The 550-nt window shown below is 49.3% G+C and carries 2 tRNA genes and 1 rRNA gene; all 3 read right to left on the reverse strand.

The window, feature by feature from the left end:
- Positions 1-212: 212 nt before the first annotated feature.
- Positions 213-288 (reverse strand) — tRNA-Ala (locus tag AC788_RS17230).
- A gap of 5 nt (positions 289-293) precedes the next feature.
- A tRNA-Ile gene (locus AC788_RS17235) sits at positions 294-370 on the reverse strand.
- Positions 371-435: 65 nt separating this feature from the next.
- Positions 436-550: ribosomal RNA gene (locus AC788_RS17240) — 16S ribosomal RNA — on the reverse strand; the annotation flags it as partial.

A 550-nucleotide genomic window follows, 5' to 3' on the forward strand; every position in this document is an offset into this window, starting at 1 on the left:
CATTCGCCGAAAATTCGCATTTACTCAAAGAGCAACTCACAAATTTTACCTTAGCCTGAACCTACACCAGTGAAAGTGTCTGTCCAGTCTATCTTTCTATCACATACCCAAATTTTTAAAGAACGATTCTGAAAAAGATCAGAAATCAGCATTCAACCATCAACCGATGGAATGCTCATTTCTAAGCTTTGACAACGATGGAGCACCAAAAGTGGTGGAGCCAAGCGGGATCGAACCGCTGACCTCCTGCGTGCAAGGCAGGCGCTCTCCCAGCTGAGCTATGGCCCCATAATTGGTGGGTCTGGGCAGATTCGAACTGCCGACCTCACCCTTATCAGGGGTGCGCTCTAACCAACTGAGCTACAGACCCAATCGTCTTCTTCAATGAATCAAGCAATTCGTGTGGGAGCTCATGAGCCAGCTGTTGTCGTCGATTAAGGAGGTGATCCAGCCGCAGGTTCCCCTACGGCTACCTTGTTACGACTTCACCCCAGTCATGAATCACACCGTGGTAACCGTCCTCCCGAGGGTTAGACTAGCTACTTCTGGT

The organism is Pseudomonas sp. RIT-PI-a, assembly GCF_001187875.1.
GTDB lineage: Bacteria > Pseudomonadota > Gammaproteobacteria > Pseudomonadales > Pseudomonadaceae > Aquipseudomonas > Aquipseudomonas coleopterorum.